Consider the following 17804-nt stretch of genomic DNA (forward strand, 5'->3'; position numbering starts at 1 on the left):
AGTATGGCTGATCAACAGACTAACGACTACGGCGCGGACAAGATCAAGGTCCTGGAGGGGCTCGAGGCGGTACGCAAGCGCCCCGCCATGTACATCGGCTCCACCGCGGCCCAGGGGCTCCACCACCTGGTCTACGAGATCGTGGACAACTCCATTGACGAGGCCCTGGCCGGCTACTGCAACGAGGTGAACGTCACCATCCATCTGGATGGTTCCCTGACGGTGGTGGACAATGGCCGCGGCATTCCTACCGACATCCACCCCACGGAGGGGAAGCCGGCGGCGGAGGTGGCCCTCACGGTCCTCCATGCCGGCGGCAAGTTCGACAACACCTCCTACAAGGTCTCCGGCGGGCTCCACGGGGTCGGGGTCTCTGTCGTAAACGCCCTGTCCAGGAAGCTGGAGCTGGAGATTCGCCGGGACGGGAAGGTGTACCGCCAGTCCTACGCCTGCGGCGACCCCCAGACTCCCCTCGAAGTGATGGGGGAAACGAAAAAGCGTGGGACCAAAATAACCTTCCTCCCCGACGATACCATCTTCGAGACCACGGAGTTTTCCTTCGACGTTCTTTCCCAGCGGCTCCGGGAGCTGGCGTTCCTCAACGCCGGGGTCCGGATCACCATCACCGACGAACGGGAGGAGGGAAAGCACCACGACTTTCACTACGAAGGAGGCATCGTCTCCTTTGTGGAGTACCTGAACCGCAACCGGACCGCCCTCCACCCGAAGCCGATCTACTTCAAGGGTGAAAAGGCAGGAGTCGAGATGGAGGTGGCCCTCCAGTACAACGATTCCTATGACGAAAAGGTTTTCTCTTTTGCCAACAACATCAACACCCACGAGGGTGGAACCCACCTGGTGGGGTTCCGGGCGGCCCTCACCCGGACCATGAACACCTATGCCGCCGCCAACGAACTCCTCAAAAAGGAGAAGGTTGCCATCTCCGGCGAGGATCTGCGAGAGGGTCTCACGGCGGTCATCTCGGTCAAGATTCCCCAACCACAGTTCGAGGGGCAGACCAAGACCAAGCTGGGGAACTCGGAGGTGAAGGGATACGTGGAATCCCTCATGAACGAGAAACTGGCGGTCTTTCTGGAAGAGAACCCGAAGATCGCCAAAGACATCATCGGCAAATCCATCGAGGCGGCCCGGGCCCGGGAAGCGGCCCGCAAGGCGCGGGAACTGACCCGGCGCAAGGGTGCTCTGGACATCTCCAACCTTCCGGGCAAACTGGCCGACTGCCAAGAGCGGGATCCGGCCCTGTGCGAACTCTACCTGGTGGAGGGCGACTCCGCCGGCGGTTCCGCCAAACAGGGGCGCGACCGGAAATTCCAGGCCATTCTGCCGCTGAAAGGAAAGATCCTCAACGTGGAGAAGGCCCGGTTCGACAAGATGCTTTCCTCCCAGGAGATCGGGACCCTTATCACGGCGCTCGGCACCGGTATCGGGAAAGACGACTTCGACATCGCCAAGCTCCGCTACCACCGGATCATCGTCATGACCGACGCCGACGTGGACGGCTCCCACATCCTGACGCTGCTGCTCACCTTCTTCTTCCGGCAGATGCCGGAGGTGGTGGAGCGGGGGCACCTCTACATCGCCCAGCCCCCCCTCTATAAGGTGAAGCGAGGGCGCAAGGAGCTCTATCTCCGCAATGAGGCGGCCATGCAGGCCTACCTCCTTGAGGAGGGGACCGAGGACATGCTCCTTTTTCTGGAGAGCGGCGAGAAGACCTACAGCGGCAAGCAGATCATCCCGATCCTCAAGCAGTTGGTGGAGTATCGGACCATCCTGGATAAGGTAGTGCGCAAGGGGATCAACGAGGAGCTCATACGGGTATTCCTGCGGCTCGGCGTCAAGGGGGGGATTGAGGACATGGAGCAGTTGGTGCCGTTCCTGACGAACATCTCCCGGGTCTATGACGGCGGCGATTTCAGCCCCTTGGACGACGGGCGGGTCATCGTGCGGCTCGGCAACCTCCGGATCGCCCTGGATCAGCATACGCTCGACCTCATCGGTTCCTACGAGTACGGGCTCCTGGTGGAGAGCTACCGAAAGGTCAGGGATATCTTCGGCGACGGCCGGGCCGTGGTCTCCAGCGAGGGTAAGGAACTCTTCGCGACCACCATCGGGCTCGACCTCCTCTCCTTCTTCATGGACAGCGCCAAGAAGGGGCTCTCCATCCAGCGCTACAAGGGTCTCGGCGAGATGAACCCGGAGCAGCTCTGGGAAACCACCATGGAGCCCGTCAACCGGACCCTGCTCCAGGTGAAGATTGAGGACGCCATCGAGGCAGACACCATATTCACCATCCTCATGGGGGACCAGGTGGAGCCCCGCCGGGACTTCATCGAGCAGAACGCCCTGAACGTGTCGAATTTGGACATTTAGACGATTATGTGGGGGTGTGATTCATCGCGCCCGGGTGCAATGAATCACACCCCTACGGGTGCCATGCCGTTATCGGGCGAGGCATCGTCTCGACCCTACATGTATTTGGAAATAAAGAGGTTTATGAATGCTTGAACAATCCCTGAACAAGACAGCCGTCAACATCGAAGACGAGATGAAGCGCTCGTACATGGACTATGCCATGAGCGTCATCATCGGCCGGGCCCTCCCCGATGTGCGGGACGGGCTCAAGCCGGTGCACCGCCGCTGCCTCTACGCTATGTACGACATGGGCAATGATTACAACAAGCCCTACAAGAAATCGGCCCGGGTGGTCGGGGACGTGATCGGTAAGTATCACCCCCACGGCGACGCGGCGGCCTACGATACCATCGTCCGGATGGCCCAGGACTTCTCCCTCCGCTATCCACTGGTGGACGGCCAGGGGAACTTCGGCTCCGTGGACGGCGACTCGCCGGCGGCCATGCGGTACACCGAGATCCGGATGGAGCAGTTGGCCCACGAGCTCCTGAACGACCTGGAGAAGGAGACCGTGGACCTGGGGCCCAACTACGACGGCTCCCTCACGGAGCCCCTGGTGCTTCCCTCCAAGTTCCCGAACCTCCTGGTGAACGGCTCCTCCGGCATCGCCGTCGGCATGGCCACCAACATACCTCCCCACAACCTTACGGAGGTCATCAACGGGATTATCGCCACCATTGAGAATCCGAATATCAGCTTCGAGGAGCTCCTGGCCCTCATCCCCGGCCCCGATTTCCCCACCGGCGGGTTCATCTACGGCCGGGAGGGAATCCTCCAGGGGTACCGGACCGGCCGCGGCATCGTCCAGATGCGGGCCCGGGCCTCCATCGAGACCCACAAGAAGACCGAGCGCCAGTCCATCATCGTCACCGAGATCCCCTATCAGGTGAACAAGGCGAACCTCATCACCAAGATCGCCGAACTGGTGCGGGAGAAGAAGCTGGAGGGGATCAGCGACATCCGCGACGAGTCCGACCGGGACGGGATGCGGATCGTCATTGATCTCAAGCGGGACGAGAATCCCCAGGTGATCCTGAATCACCTCTACAAGCAGACCCAGATGCAGACCTCCTTCGGCATCAACATGCTCGCCATTGTGGCGGGACGGCCGCGGGTCCTGACGCTTCGGGATGCCATCGGCCACTTCATCGACCACCGGCGGGAGATCGTCACCCGGCGCACCATCTTTGATCTCAAGAAGGCCGAGGCCAGGGCCCACATCCTGGAAGGGTACAAGATCGCCCTGGACTGGCTCGACGCGGTCATCGAGCTGATCCGCGGGTCCAAGACCCCGGCCGAGGCCAAGGAAGGGCTCATGTCGGGCCTCTTCTCCGACGAGGAGTGGCTGCGGAAGATGGGGCTCCCGCTGCCGGCCATCCACAGCCAGTACCAGAAACCGGTCCGGCTCACCGAGGTCCAGGCCCAGGAGATCCTGAACCTGCGGCTCCACCGCCTGACAGGCCTGGAGCGGGACAAGATCCTCCAGGAGTACGACGACATCCTCAAATACATCGCCCGGCTCAAGGAAATCCTCGCCTCCGAGGCGGAGATCCTCAAGATCATCGTGGGTGAGCTGCGGGAGCTGAAGGAGAAGTTCGGCGACGAGCGCCGCACCGAGATCGTGGACCGGAGCGCCGAGATCTCCCTGGAGGACACCATTGTCGAGGAGGACGTGGTGGTCACCGTCTCCCACACCGGCTACATCAAGCGGACCGCAGTTTCCCAGTACCGCTCCCAGCGCCGGGGGGGCAAGGGGAAGACCGGCATGAAGACCAAGGAGGAGGATTTCGTCGAGCACCTCTTCGTCGCCTCCAGCAAGGACTTCATGCTCTTTTTCACCGACGCCGGCAAGGTCTACCAGATCAAGGTCTACGAGATCCCCGAAGGGGGCCGGGCCACCCGTGGCAAGGCCATTGTCAACCTTCTGAACCTTCAGGAGAATGAGCAGATCACCGCCATTCTCTCGGTGAAGGGATTCGACGACGACCGCAATATCATCATGGCAACCCGGCTCGGGGTGGTGAAGAAGAGTCCCCTGCGGGAATATGCCAACATCCGCAGCGGCGGGATCATTGCCGTGAATCTGGACGATGGGGACAAGCTGATCGCCGTGGCTTTGACCGACGGCAAGCAGGACGTGCTCCTGGCCTCGAAGAACGGCAAGTCAATCCGCTTTCACGAGGACGACGCCCGTCCCATGGGACGGGTCTCCCGCGGAGTGCGGGGAATGTCCCTGGAGGACGACGACGTGGTGATCGGCATGGAGATCATCAATCCCAACGCCACCGGCTCCACCATTTTCACCGTTACCGAGAACGGCTTCGGCAAGCGGACCGAACTGGATGAGTACCGGGTCCAGTCCCGCAGCGGCAAAGGGATCATCACCATCAAGACCACCGAGCGCAACGGCTGCGTGGTGGACATCATGCAGGTGACCGACGAAAACGATCTGATGCTTATTACCGACCAGGGGAAGATTCTCCGGATCCCGGTGGCCCAGTTCTCGGTCATCGGCCGCAACACCCAGGGGGTGAGGCTCATGACCGCTGAGCAGCACGAGCGGATCGTGGCCGTGGCCAAGCTGGCTGAGAAGGATGAAGGGGACGACGGCACCGACGGAGGCGATGATCTCCCCGAAGCGGAGGTCGTGGAGGAGTAGCCGCGACGGGCCGCGATCCGTAACCGGATTGTTTATTCCGGTCCCCGGTTCCCGGCCCCAGGTCCCCCGTTATGGAACGTCACCGCACCATTGACATGAGCCTGCGGGAGCGTCGCGATATTCTCGACCTTCTGGAGCGCCTTAAAAAAGAGGATCTGTCCCCCGCCGAGATGGACGAGATCGGCTCCTCGCTCCGTAAGGAGGGACGCCGGGCCCTTTCCCCTCTCTTCCGGTGCCTGCGCCGCGAAACGGACCCGGAGATGATCGCCCGCTACGCGGCGCTGCTGGAATTCTTCGAGGATGACGCCTGGCTCGACCAGCTCGTGGCCATTACCCTTGCCCGCCGCGACCTGGACGATGAGGGGAAATCGGCCCTTCTGTCCATCTTGAACGAGTACGGCGTGGACGTTTCCTCGCCCCTCTTCGCACCGATCACGGATCGGCCGGGAGGCTTGCGCCTCACTCTTCCGCGGCTTCTGGACCGGGGCGAGCGGGGGCTCATCACGTTCATGGAGGGGCTTGTCACCTACACGCCCGAGGCCCAGCAGGCCGTGGTGCGTGAGCTGCCGTTCGTCGACGACCGGAGGGTCGTGGAACTCTTCCGGGTCCTGCTGGGCTTTGATGAGCCCGAGACCCTGCCGACGGTCATTGAGACCCTCGGCCGCATCCGGTATCCGGAGGCCGCCGATCTGCTGCGGGATTTTCTCGCCGCAGCGCCGGACGCTTACCGGGCCCCGGCTGAGCGGAGTCTGCGCCGGCTTGCTTTTCTGGGGTTCGTGCCGGCGGGTGAAATTCCTGCTCCTCTTCCCTTTGAGGCAGCCTTTACCGGAACCGCTGATGCGTCCGGTTACTCATGCGTGATGGTCGCTCGCTGGACAGGCCCCGGCATTATCGATACCCTGTTCATGGAACTTCATGAGAGCGAGGGGATGCGCGATGCCTGGGGATGGAGCGGCCTCTCCCCCGAGGGATTCCAGGATCTGCTGCGGGAACACCATGTGGAGGACACCCTTGTGGCGGTGGATCCCGCCTTTGCGGTGCTGCTGGTGCGGGACGCGATCCAGAGGAGCGTCGGGAGCGGATTTTACCTGCCCCCCGAGTTTTACGTCCGCCGTTCGATCTTTGCGGAGGTAGATCTGACGCCGGTCGTCTATGAGCCCCCCTTCGGGGAGGATGAGGTCGCGAAGGCCTGCACCCCTTCCCGGGTCGCGGTGGGAGACGATCTCATTCGGGATTGGTTTTTCGACGGGTGGTTCATCTTCAACGAGCGGGTCCGGCTTCTTGCCGATGATCTGGACCGGCTGGAGGGGGATCCCTTCGGCCGGGGGGATGAAGCCGCGGTTGACCGGTTCCTGGAAAGCTGGTGCCGGCGTTATGTGGCGCCGCGCCGGGAGCGGCTTGTCCGGCGCATCTTGCTTGCCGCCGATCTGATGGTGCGCAGCGGCCGGGAGCGCTCGCTGGTGGAGCAGAGCCTGGCAGCAGCCCGGAGCATCCGGGAGGAACTGGTCCCGCTCCACCGCCAGCCGTTCATCAGGCGCTGGCTGCTGGACCTGATCGAGATGGTCAGGGAGGCCCGGGCCGAGGGATACGAGTTCCCACCTACGCGGCGGGACGAGGAGTATGAAGGGGAGTGGGACTAGTGGAGCTTGGCGCAGGGGCACATCATCGGTTGGGAGTGGCGGACATGAGTGAACGTATTGGAGTGATCGGAGCGGGAAGCTGGGGAACGACGCTGGCGAATCTGCTGGCCCGAAAGGGGCTTGACGTAACGCTCTGGGCCTATGAGGCCGAGTTGGTGGAAGAGATGAGAGCGACGCGGGTCAACTCCCTTTTTCTCCCCGGCATCGAACTCGCTCCCGGCCTTTCGTTCACCAACTCCCTGGAGGAGGCGGCCACCCGGAAGGATTTTCTGGTTCTCGTTTCGCCCTCCCAGGTGATGCGCGGAGTGCTGGCGCAACTGGCGCCGCTGCTGCGTCCCGGCGTGGTGCTGGTGAACGCATCCAAGGGGATAGAGCTTGACACCCTCATGACCATGGACCAGGTCTGCGCGGCGGTCCTGCCGCCGGAGGTCGCCCGGGGTTTCAGCGTCCTGTCCGGACCGAGCTTTGCCCGCGAAGTCTCCCTGGAGATGCCGACGGCGGTGGTGACGGCTTCGGGCGACCCTGCTGTGGCTGCGGCAGTGCAGCGTCTCTTCACCACACCGTCCTTCCGGGTCTACACTAATACCGACGTGGTGGGAGTGGAGATCGGCGGCGCCCTCAAGAACGTCATTGCCGTGGCGGCCGGGATCTCGGACGGTCTGGGCCTCGGACACAATACCCGTGCGGCCCTGATCACCCGAGGCCTGGCAGAGATGACCCGCCTCGGGCTCTCCATGGGGGCTCAGGCGGAAACTTTTGCGGGTCTTGCCGGCATGGGCGATCTGGTTCTCACGTGCACCGGAGACCTTTCGCGCAACCGGACCGTTGGCATGAAACTGGGCCAGGGGATGAAGCTGGCTGATATCCTGGGAGAGATGCGCATGGTGGCGGAGGGGGTGAAAACCGCCGAGTCGGCGTACCGGCTTGCCCGCCGGACAGGGGTCGAGATGCCGATAACCGAGAAGGTCTACCAGGTGCTCCACGAGGACAAGCCCGCCCGCCAGGCGGTGATGGAACTGATGACCCGCGATCTCAAGGCGGAGCGCTGGTAACTGGCTTGGGGCATCGCCGCCCCTTTACACTGAGTAGTACCGTTCGTGTATCCGTGCCCGAAAGAGACCGGAGACGGCCTCGCTGAAGGGATTGCAATGAAATCGTTGCTCGCGATCCGTACAAAAATTTTTCTCGCCATCCTGCTCATTCTTCTCGTTTCCTATTCCTTTCTCGTCGTTATCACCATTAGAACCGTCGATTCTTCCCTCGAGGGAGAACTGTCCCGCAAACTGGCCGAACAGGTCCGGTATGCCAAGGACCAGTACACAAATCGGGCCGAGCAGATCCAGTATTCTCTCATGCATCCGGCCTCCGCGCCACCCGTCCGCGAACGCATGGTCGCCCGCGACAGCCTCTGGCTGCGGGATGCCGCCCGCCGCTGGATGACGATCCTCCCCTTCGTGGAACTGATCGTGTTTGTCGATTCACGGGGTACGGTCATCGCCGGCGGGAACCAGTACCGCATGGACAGAACGTTTGAGTTGACGCCGGTCGTGGAGCGTGCCCTCAGGGAGAGGCATCCCATCGTCTCGACGGAACTCGTGACGTCCGAGTTCCTCTGCAGCGAGGGGCTGGTTAACTACTGTCGCGGGGGGGGCGCCGGGAACACAGGCGAGGTCATGATGCAAACGGTGGTGGTGCCGGTCGTGGACACCAGGGGGGCCACGGTCGGTGCCTTCGTGGCCGGAGACATCCTCGATACCGACACCAGGATCCCGTCGCAGGTCCAGGAAGTTTTCGGCAGGCAGGTGTTTGTGGCCATCACCCACAAGGAGATCATCCCCCCCGACAGTTTCGGAAAAAGCGGACCCCAGGCAATTCCTGCGCGGATTCTGGGGGGCCTCAGGCAGGGTCTCCCGTTCAGGGGCGATGCGGAGATCGGCGGCAAGGTCTTCACTGCGGCCTTCGATCCCCTTACCAATAGCAGGGGCGATTTCGTCGGGGCCCTGATTGTGGCCCTTTCCCGCGACGACTACAAGGGGGTTCTGCAGGGAAGCCTGGGCAATATCGTGGCGTCGGCGATCCTGGGTCTCGTGTTGTCCTTTGTCACCGCCTACTGGGTATCGCTCAGGCTGACGAAACCTGTTCGCGAACTTGCGGACGGGGTTCGACGCATCGAGGAAGGGGAACTGCAGCAGCGGGTCGCGGTCACTACCTCCGACGAGATCGGAGAGCTGGCCGAGGCATTCAACCGGATGGCCGCAGCCATTGACGAGCGTGACCGAACCATCCGGACCAAGGCCCACGACCTGGAGAACCTCAACCTCAAGCTCACGGACATGAACGAATTCCTGGAGCGACGGGTGGAGGAGCGGACCGCCGCATTGCAGGTGGAAATGGGACGGCTCGAGGCGATCCTTACCAGCATGGCAGAGGGGATCGCGGTGACCGACCGGGACGGGCGCGTCATCCTGTTCAATCCGGCGGCCCAGCAGCTTTTCGAGATGGTGCCCCACCGCGTGGTCGGTCAGCCTATTCTGGACATTTGCAACCAGGGGGAATTCTGCCGGCTTGTGGAGCACATCACCTCCATGGGGGAAAACCGTGACAAGGCAACGGTCAGGGAAGTCGATCTGGACGCCCGGGGGAAAAAGCTCAAGGTCACCCTGGCGCCCCTGGTCGACGGGGATGGGCATTTTGCCGGCGTGGTCATGTCCGTCCGCGACGTGACCGCCGAGGAGGAGGTGGACCGGATGAAGACCGAGTTCATTTCCACCGTCTCCCACGAGCTCAAGACCCCCCTCACCTCCATCAAGGGCTCGCTCCAGCTGATCGTGGACAAGAGCAGGGGCTTCGCCGATGTGGAAAAGGAACTCCTCGGAGTCTGCCTCCGCAACACCGAGCGGCTCATCAGGCTGGTCAACGACATCCTCGATATTGCCAAGATCGAATCGGGCAAGATGGAGTTTGCCCTTGCGCCCCACTCGCCGGCTGAGCTGGTGGAGTGGTCGGTGCGGGAACTGGAGGGATTTGCGCGGGAGCACGGCGTAACGGTCGTCAACGAGGTGTCGGCCCATCTGCCCGCCATATACGGCGACGGTGACCGGCTGGGGCAGGTTCTGACCAACCTCATTGCGAACGCAGTGAAATTTTCACCACGGGGAGCAGTGGTAACCATCTCTGCCGAGCAGAGCGACAACTTTGTCGCCGTGTCGGTCATGGACCGCGGACGCGAGATCCAGTGGGCCGACCGGGGGAAACTCTTCAAGAGGTTTCAGCAGATTGACAGCGGCGACCGGCGGCAGCATGGCGGCACCGGCCTGGGGCTTGCCATCTGTAAGGAGATCGTCGAACGGCACCACGGCAGGATTTTCTACTCTGAAGGAATCGGCGGAGGCAACGTGTTCACCTTCACCGTTCCCATCCACGAGGGAGAGCCATGAGCGGCTACAAGGTATTCATCGTCGACGACGAAGCGGATATCGCCCTCATCCTCAAGCTGCAACTGGAGGATGCCGGCTATCGGACCATGCGGGCGCGGGACGGGATCGAGGCACTGGACGCTCTCGAACGGGAGGGCTTCGATCTGGTGTTGCTCGACATCCGCATGCCGCGCATGGACGGGATCGAGGTCCTGGAGCGAATCCGGGACCGGTGGCCCGAACTGGTGGTGATCATGATGACCGCCCACGGGAGCGAGGACATTGCTGTTGAGGCGATGAAAAAGGGAGCGGTGGATTACATTTCCAAGCCCTTTTCCTCCGATGACATGAAAAAGCGGGTGGAACGCGCCATCCAGTTCAACCGGACCAGGCTTGAAAACGAGCGGCTGCAGCGGGTGCTCGACGGGGAGCGGCGGAAGATGGGGGCGATCCTCCGGGGGATGGCGGACCTTCTCGTGGCGGTGGACCGCGATGGGCGGATCATTACCATCAACCGGGCGGCCGAGGAACGCTTCGGCATTGCGGCCGGCGGAGTGCAGAACCAGCCGGTGGAGCTGCTCCTGAAAACCGATATGCCGGCGGAGCGGCTCCCCTGCCGCGTGGTGTTGGCCACCGGCGATCCCTGCCTCGACGTGACCTATGCCGTGGAGGCGGGCGGCGGCATGATCCCGGTCCTGTCCAGCGCAACTCCCCTCAAGGGAGCTGACGGGGAAATGATGGGATGCGTGGAAATCATCCGGGACATCTCCACCCTCAAGGCCCTTGAACGGGAGCGCGAGGATTTTGTCTCCATGCTCTCCCACGACCTGAAGACCCCCATCACCGCCGTGGTCGGCTCCATCGATCTGGTGCGGGAGGGGCGAATCGGCCCGGTCAACGCCGAGCAGCGCTCCTACCTGGATTCGGCCATGGAAAGCTGTGCCGAGATGGTGGACATGATCGACACGCTGCTCGACGTCCACCGGTTCGAGGCGGGGCGAATGGTCATGGCTGCCCGGCGTGAAGACCTGGGACCGCTCATGGCCCGGACCCTGGGGCGTTTCGACTCAGTGTCCCGACGGGCGGGCATTGCCCTGGTTCTGACGCTTCCCGACTATCCCCTGGCCCTGTCGCTGGATCGCAACCAGTTCGCCAGACTCATGGGCAATCTCATTGCCAATGCCATCAAGTTTACCGAAGAGGGGGGAGAGATCGAGGTGAGCGCCCGGCTTCTGAACGACCCGGTGGAACTTGCGGGCCGCATTCCCCGGGAAAGTTACCCCGATGTGCCGTTGCCGCCGCTGAACCCCCATCTGCTCATCACGGTGCGGGACACGGGGGTCGGCATCCCGGCCGACTCCCTCGTCAGCATTTTTGATCGCTTTGTCCAGGCCCGCAACCGCAGGTTGGGTAAATCGACCGGCACCGGGCTCGGCCTTGCCTTCTGCCGCAAGGTGATGGACGCGCACCACGGCTTTATCTGGGCGGAGAGCGTCGAAGGGGAAGGCAGCTCGTTCCACCTGCTCTTCCCCGTCATGGACGAAGAGTGCCTGGCGGCGAGAGGATAAACGGAATGGATAACGGACATCGCCACGCTTCCCTGCGGATTACGGGGATATACCTGGTGGTAGGGATGCTCTGGATCCTCTTTTCCGACAGTCTCCTGACGGGAGTCGTCTCGGAGCCGACGCTGCTTACTCGCCTCCAGACCGCCAAAGGATGGTTCTACGTTGCCGTCACCGCAGCCCTCCTCTTCTGGCTCATTCGCCGCTACTCACAGGATGCCGAGAGGACCGAGGAAGAGTTGCGTTCCCGAAACGAAGAGCTGTGCATGGTAGAAGAAGAACTGCGCCAGCAACTGGACGAGTATGAAAAGAGCCAAGTGGAGCTCCACGAAACAAACCAGGCCCTGCGGGAGTCCGAGGAGCGCTATCGTCTTCTGTTTTCCAGTAACCCCCACCCCATGTGGGTCTATGACATGGAGACCCTTGCCTTTCTGGAGGTGAACGACGCGGCCGTTGCGCACTACGGATACACGCGCGAGGAATTTCTCGCCATGACCATCCGGGATATCCGCCCCTCCACCGATGCCTCTGCTCTCGAAGTGAGCGTGGCCAGGGCGCGGCAGTGCCCCGGGCTCGACCTGGCCGGCATCTGGTGTCACCGGAAGAAGGATGGCACCTTGCTGGCGGTGGAAATCACGTCCCATACCCTTGATTTCGGCGGTCGGCCCGCCGAGGTGGTGTTGGCCAATGACGTGACCGAACGGGTCAGGGCGGATGAAGAAATCCGTCGCCTCAATGGCGAACTGGAGGAACGCGTGCAGGCCCGCACCCGGGAGCTGGAGCATGCCAACCGCGAGCTGGAGTCCTTCAGCTACTCCGTGTCCCATGACCTGAGGGCACCGCTCAGGCACATCGACGGCTTCAGCAGGATGCTGCTGGAGGATTACGGGGAGCGGATCGATGCCACGGGCAAGGGATACATTCAGAGAATCAGGTCGGCTGCCCAGCGGATGGGGCGCCTCATCGACGACCTGTTGCAGCTGGCCAATGTGAGCCGGAGCGAGCTGGAAAAACGCCAGGTGAACCTGAGCGCGCTTGCCCAGGTGATCGGCCTGGGGCTGAAACAAATCGAAGGTCGGGAGGATGTGACCCTGCGCATCACGGAGGGGGTCATGGCGTTCGGCGACCCGCGGCTGCTGCGGGTTGTGCTGGAAAATCTCCTGAGCAACGCATGGAAGTACACCGGCAAGCGCGCCGATGCCGTCATCGAGTTTGCTGTTGAGGAACAGGGCAGCGGGAGGCCCGTCTACCTGGTCCGGGACAATGGGGTCGGTTTCGACATGACCTTTGCGGGCAAGCTCTTCACCCCGTTCCAGCGCCTGCACAGTGCCGACGAATTCGAGGGAACCGGCATCGGTCTCGCCACGGTGCGCCGCATCGTGGAGCGGCACGGCGGTACCGTCTGGGTCGAGGCAGCCCCGGACCACGGTGCCACATTCTATTTCACCCTGGGCGAGGAAGAGCACCCCGCCCGGAATTCCGACAAAGAGGACGGAACAACCCCATGACCGAAAAGAAACTGCGACTGCTTCTCGTGGAGGATTGTGAGGACGATGCCCTGCTGCTCCTCAACGACTTGAAGCGCGGCGGCTACAGCGTAGAGCACGAGCGGGTCGAGACTGCCGCCGCCATGCGCGAGGCACTGGTGAAGCGGGAGTGGGACATCGTCATCTCCGACTACCGCCTGCCCCAGTTCACCGCGCCGGCAGCCCTTCAGATCCTCAAGCGCAGCGGTCTCGACCTCCCCTTCATCATCGTGTCGGGGAAGATCGGTGAGGACATGCTTGTGGACGCCATGCGCGCCGGTGCCCACGATTACCTCATGAAAGGAAACCTCTCCCGCCTCATTCCGGCCGTGGAACGGGAAATCCGCGAAGCATCGGAGCGGCGGACCCGTCGCCGGGCCGAACGCTCTATCCGCCAAGGCAAGATCGAGTGGGAAGCTGCTTTCGACGCTGTGTCGGACATCGTGGTCCTGACCGATCCCACCGGCACCATCATCCGCTGCAACAGCAAGCTGATTCAGTACTTCGGTACCACCTACAACGATGTGATCGGCACAAACATCACCGAGCTTTTTTACGGAAACGATCCCGCCGGAGAAAGCATCTTCGGCCTCTGTGCCGATCTAAAGGCGGACGAGGACGATGTCCGTTTTCCCCGGCTGCCCGGGTGGTACAACGCCGCCTGCTACCCGATGCACCCCACCGAAAACGAGCACGGCTACGTTTACGTGATCAAGGACATCACCAAGCGCAAGCGGATGGAGGAAGAGAAAAAACTCACGGACCGGGAGCTCCTCACCCTCTATGCCGTGGCCTTTCGCCTCAACTCCCAGCGGGGCTCAACGCGGATCATGGCTGATCTCCTCTCCCAGCTGCACCAGATGCTCCAGATCGACTGGTCCTGCATCCATCTCATGGAGAAAGGAAGTCTGAGCCTCAGCGCCTGGCTGGGGCTGTCGCGGGAGTTTGCCGATGCCTTCGGTTCCCTGCCGCGCAGCCTCCCCTGGGTCAAGGATGTGCTCGACGGCAAAAGCTTCAAGGCTGCCGAAATCGCCGGTCATTTCGGCCCTGAGGCGGAAGCGGCCGCCGAAGCCATGGGCATGGGAGCCTGGTGCGCCCTCCCCCTCAAGATCGGCTCCGGCGTCCTGGGCACCCTGTTCGTGGCCCATCGCCCCAACCGGCAATACACCGACCGGGAGGTGTTCCTCCTCAACTCCATCGCCAATCAGATGGCGGTCCTCATCGAGAACCACACCCTCTACGACCGGATGAAGGAGAAAAACGAGGAGCTTGTCCGCAGCCGCAAGGCCCTCAAAGAGAACCTGGAGGAGGTGAAGCGGGCGAACATTGAACTGGGACGCCTGAATGCCTCTAAGAACAGCTTTATCGGCATGGCTTCCCATGAGCTGAAGACGCCGCTCACCTCCATCATCGGCGGGTTGCAGTTCCTCCTTTTCTACAGCGACATCCCCATGACCCCCGAGCAGAAGGAGATGATGCAGTCGGTGTACGAGGGAGTGACCCAACTCAAGGGAATCGTCGACGATCTCCTCTCCATCTCACGGATAGAGGCCAAGGGGTTCGCCGTCCACACCCGCCCCGTGAAACTGTCGGATCTCTGTCAGGAGGTACGGCAGACCCTGCTGCTCCCCCTGTCCGAGCGGGACATCCGCCTGGAAATCGCCGACGATCCCTGCCGCGTGCCGGCGGACGAGGGTTTTTGCCGCCTCGCTGTCCGCAACCTGATGGAAAACGCCATCAAATTCACCCCCGACGGCGGACGGATCACCATTACCGGCCGTCTGACCACCACGGAGGAACTCGCGGCGGACGAGGAGCTGCTGCGTCCGTTCTACCGGGATTTCCCCGCCAATATCGCGGGGCATCCCGGGTTCTACCGCTTGGACGTGGCCGACACGGGGATCGGGATTCCTCCCGATGAGGCGGTGCGGATCTTCGAGAAATTCTACGGCGTCGGCGACATCGAGTACCACTCCTCCGGCAAGACCGGCTTCATGTCCAAGGGGTCCGGGCTCGGCCTCTCCATCGTCAAGGGAATCATGGACGCCCACGGCGGCATGGTCTGGGTGACGCCGGGCGAGGGGGGCGGCGGGAGCGTCTTCTCCCTCCTGTTCCCCATGGATAACACCTGCGTCGTTCCCCTCCGGCGCGAGGCGAGGTAACGAGCGCGTGCCGGCCGCCCTCTCACTGCACGAGCTGACCAAGCGCTACGGCACCCTCACGGCCGTGGATCGCTTTTCCCTGGAGGTCGAACGGGGTACCATCTTCGCCCTGCTGGGCCCCAACGGCGCCGGCAAGACCACCATCATCCGGATCCTCACCACGGTCCTTCGTCCGGACAGCGGCACGGCCCGGGTGGAGGGTTTCGACGTCCAGCGCCAGGGACGGGAGGTACGCCGGCTTATCGGCGTGGTACCCCAGGACAACAACCTGGATCGTTACCTCACCGCCCGGGAAAACCTGGTCATGCAGGCCCGGCTCCACGGTATGCCGTCGGCGGAGACCAACCGGAGGGTTGACGAGCTTCTGGAGCTCGTGGGACTCTCCGGGCGGCGCAACGATTTCCCCGACACCTTTTCCGGCGGCATGCAGCGTCGGCTCGTGGTGGCGCGTGCCCTTGTGCACCGGCCGAAGGTCCTCTTCCTCGATGAACCGACCACGGGGCTTGACCCCCAGTCACGCCGCGCCGTGTGGGACTACGTGGCATCCCTTAAGGATGCCATGACCATTTTTCTCACCACCCACTACATGGATGAGGCCGACGCCCTCTGTGACCGGATCGTGATCATGGACCACGGCCGACTGCTGGTGGACGGGAGTGCAGCCCAGCTCAAGGAACGGATGGCCCACGCCCACTGCTACGAGCTCCAGTTCCGGGCCAATGCCGACCGCTACGAGGCAATGCTGACGGCTTTCCCCTTTGTCCGGTCCCTCCAGCGCACGGGCGACCTGTTCCGCCTCTCGCTTGCGGGCGAGGAATTTCTCAAGCCTCTCATGGATGCCATCGGCACCGAGGACATCCGGAAGATCTGCCTCCGGGAGCCGACTCTGGAGGACGTTTTCATCGAACTGACGGGGCGTGACGTGCGGGAATGAGATCGGGCGGGACCAAGACGGGCGATGGAAGGGGGGCATGGTGCCCCCCTTTTCTGTTCAGCGGGATGTGAGCTGGGCGATGGCCTCGCCGGCGGTGCGGTTGGCGGCGGCCACGCAGTCGTTGAGGCCGATGCCCCGGTAAGAGTTGCCGGTGAGGAAAAGGCCCGGCAGGGAGTTTGTCCCCTTCTCAAGGGCGGCCACTCGCGTGGAGTGCCCCACGGTGTACTGGGGGATGGCCTGGTGATGGCGGAAGATGCGGACGAACGAGGGAGGTGCCGTGATGCCCATGATGGTGGCAAGGTCGCTCTTCACCCGTTCAGTGACCTCATCGTCGCTTAGGTTTACGTACTCGGGGAAGCAGGCCCCCCCCATCATGCTGCGGAGGAGGACCTGACCTTCCGGCGCCCGGTTTTCGAAGATGCTCGAATCCCAGAGCGTGCCCAGGGTGTTCATTCCCTCCTCTTTGGGAATGAGATAGCCGAAGCCGTTCAGGTCGTGCACGATCCGCTCCCGGTCATACCCGAAGCAGACCACTGTCATGGTGGCGTAGGGGACCTGCCGGAGGATGCCGGCCATGTCGGCGGCCACTCCCTGGATGATGGAGGCGGTGGCATAGGCTGGGGTCGCCAGGACCACCAGATCGGCATCCATGTCGATGCTTCCGGTTCGTACCCGCCAGGGGAGGCTTTCGCCCCGCGAAACTTCCAGCACTTCCTGGCCCGATACGATAGTGTCCGGACCGAGGCGTTCGGTCAGGATGTCGGTAAGGGCCTGAATGCCGTCCCGAAACGAGGTGAGCACACCGCCCGGTCCGGCGGCGCTGGCCACCGCCTTTCCTTGAGCGACCTCCTGCTTCTTCTTTTTCGCCAGACGGATCATGGCCCGCACGAGGCTGCCGTACTCATCCTCCAACTCGGCGATGCGGGGAAAGCATGACCGCAGGGACATGGTTTCCGGATTGCCGGCAAAAATCCCCGACACCATGGGCGCAATCAGCTTGCGCAGCGCTTCGTCCCCCAGACGGCGCCGGCCGAAGGCCGCCAGGGTTTCGTCCTCGTCGCCCGCTTTTTTCGGAATGAACGGTTCCATGGCGAGCCGCAGCTTGCCCGGCCAGGAGATGAGACCGCTTTTGAGAAACATGGGTCCGTTCTCGGGCAGGCGGTTCAGCTCCCCGCCGGTGTAGATGAACCGCTTGCGGGCGTTGTCGTTGCTCCGCAGGAGCAGGTCGGATGCGCCCAGTTCCCGGCAGAGGTCGAGGGTCTGGGGTTTGGAGTCCAGGAAACCGTTGGGGCCCCACTCGCAGAGATACCCCTCCTCCTTGATGCTCCAGATTTTGCCCCCCAGGCGTTCCTCCCGTTCCACCAGGGTCACGTCCAGCTCAAGTCCTTCCTCCGCGGCCCGGGTTTTCAGCAGGTACGCGGTGGCGAGCCCTGAGATGCCGCCGCCGGCCACAATCGCCTTTTTCATGG

General features: G+C 62.8%; 10 protein-coding genes. 9 read left to right on the forward strand and 1 reads right to left on the reverse strand.

Annotated features, from left to right (window positions below; translation table 11 throughout):
* Positions 1-3: 3 nt before the first annotated feature.
* The 9 genes from gyrB to AABA48_RS14810 all read left to right on the forward strand — a co-directional run bounded on the left by gyrB (position 4) and on the right by AABA48_RS14810 (position 16335).
* Positions 4-2391 carry a DNA topoisomerase (ATP-hydrolyzing) subunit B gene (gyrB, locus tag AABA48_RS14770; protein ID WP_286351087.1) on the forward strand — a complete coding sequence of 796 codons (2388 nt, stop codon included), beginning with the start codon at positions 4-6 and terminating at the stop codon, positions 2389-2391.
* A gap of 127 nt (positions 2392-2518) precedes the next feature.
* Positions 2519-5092, forward strand: coding sequence for a DNA gyrase subunit A (gene gyrA, locus AABA48_RS14775; protein WP_286351088.1), 2574 nt, complete (start codon positions 2519-2521; stop codon positions 5090-5092).
* Positions 5093-5163: 71 nt separating this feature from the next.
* Positions 5164-6732: a HEAT repeat domain-containing protein gene (locus AABA48_RS14780; RefSeq protein ID WP_338270695.1), complete on the forward strand. Its 1569-nt coding sequence runs from the start codon at positions 5164-5166 to the stop codon at positions 6730-6732.
* A 44-nt stretch (positions 6733-6776) separates the two neighbouring features.
* Complete coding sequence (locus AABA48_RS14785) at positions 6777-7784, forward strand: NAD(P)H-dependent glycerol-3-phosphate dehydrogenase (RefSeq protein ID WP_286351090.1); 1008 nt, start codon at positions 6777-6779, stop codon at positions 7782-7784.
* Positions 7785-7880: 96 nt separating this feature from the next.
* On the forward strand, positions 7881-10169 hold the full coding sequence (locus AABA48_RS14790) for an ATP-binding protein (RefSeq protein WP_286351091.1): 2289 nt from the start codon (positions 7881-7883) through the stop codon (positions 10167-10169).
* Entirely contained in the window at positions 10166-11716 is a 1551-nt protein-coding gene (locus AABA48_RS14795; RefSeq protein WP_286351092.1) for a hybrid sensor histidine kinase/response regulator, read from the forward strand. The genes AABA48_RS14790 and AABA48_RS14795 overlap by 4 nt, the downstream gene beginning before the upstream one ends.
* Before the next feature lie 5 nt (positions 11717-11721).
* Positions 11722-13221, forward strand: a complete 1500-nt coding sequence (locus AABA48_RS14800) for a sensor histidine kinase (protein WP_286351093.1) — start codon at positions 11722-11724, stop codon at positions 13219-13221.
* Positions 13218-15401 (forward strand): hybrid sensor histidine kinase/response regulator, encoded by a 2184-nt coding sequence (locus AABA48_RS14805; RefSeq protein ID WP_286351094.1) that lies wholly within the window; start codon positions 13218-13220, stop codon positions 15399-15401. The genes AABA48_RS14800 and AABA48_RS14805 overlap by 4 nt, the downstream gene beginning before the upstream one ends.
* 7 nt (positions 15402-15408) lie before the next feature.
* The gene (locus AABA48_RS14810; protein WP_286351095.1) at positions 15409-16335 is read left to right on the forward strand and encodes an ABC transporter ATP-binding protein; all 927 of its coding nucleotides are present in this window, start codon (positions 15409-15411) and stop codon (positions 16333-16335) included.
* A gap of 57 nt (positions 16336-16392) precedes the next feature.
* Here the strand turns inward: AABA48_RS14810 and hemG are convergent, their stop codons facing one another.
* Positions 16393-17802, reverse strand: a complete 1410-nt coding sequence (hemG, locus tag AABA48_RS14815) for a protoporphyrinogen oxidase (RefSeq protein ID WP_338270696.1) — start codon at positions 17800-17802, stop codon at positions 16393-16395.
* Between the last annotated feature and the right edge of the window lie 2 nt (positions 17803-17804).

This window comes from Geobacter sp. 60473, from assembly GCF_036323535.1.
Taxonomy (GTDB): domain Bacteria; phylum Desulfobacterota; class Desulfuromonadia; order Geobacterales; family Geobacteraceae; genus Geobacter; species Geobacter sulfurreducens.